Source organism: Pseudomonas tremae, assembly GCF_001401155.1.
GTDB lineage: Bacteria > Pseudomonadota > Gammaproteobacteria > Pseudomonadales > Pseudomonadaceae > Aquipseudomonas > Aquipseudomonas tremae.
Map to the genome: position 1 here is coordinate 1 of NZ_LJRO01000452.1, position 454 is coordinate 454.

A 454-nucleotide genomic window follows, 5' to 3' on the forward strand; every position below is an offset into this window, starting at 1 on the left:
GGTCTAGGGCATGCAGATGAACTCGAACGGTTCATAGCCCAGCGCAGCCAGTGCCTTGAGCTGATCAGGCGTACCTACGCCACCAGTCATGGCGGTGACTGCCGCCGTCAGGCCGGCAGGAATGACTTCGCCATTGGTCTTGCCCTGGCGATTGAATTCCAGCTGGATGTCATTGCCGCTTGCCCCGCTCCATTTGCAGGAAAGGGTCAGCACACCCGCTTCGACAGCCGCGGTGATCGGCAGATCAAGTGTGGCGTTGATTTTCACCGACAGTGCCGTGGCCGCCTGGGCAGCGGTTGCGCCGTTAACGACAGTGGCCTGCACTCGCATGCCGCCGACATACAGATTCAGCAAACCGGCTTCGGTCGCCGCCCCGCTGAGGGTGACTTTCGCGCCGGCCTTGGCGCCTTCGGTATTGAGCAGCGGCAGGCACCAGACTTCGCCGGTGGGGTCC

1 pseudogene is annotated in these 454 nt (G+C 62.8%); it reads right to left on the bottom strand.

Annotated features, from left to right (window positions below):
• Positions 1 to 6 precede the first annotated feature (6 nt).
• Positions 7 to 454, bottom strand: a pseudogene (locus ALO43_RS24145) (phage tail sheath subtilisin-like domain-containing protein); the annotation flags it as partial.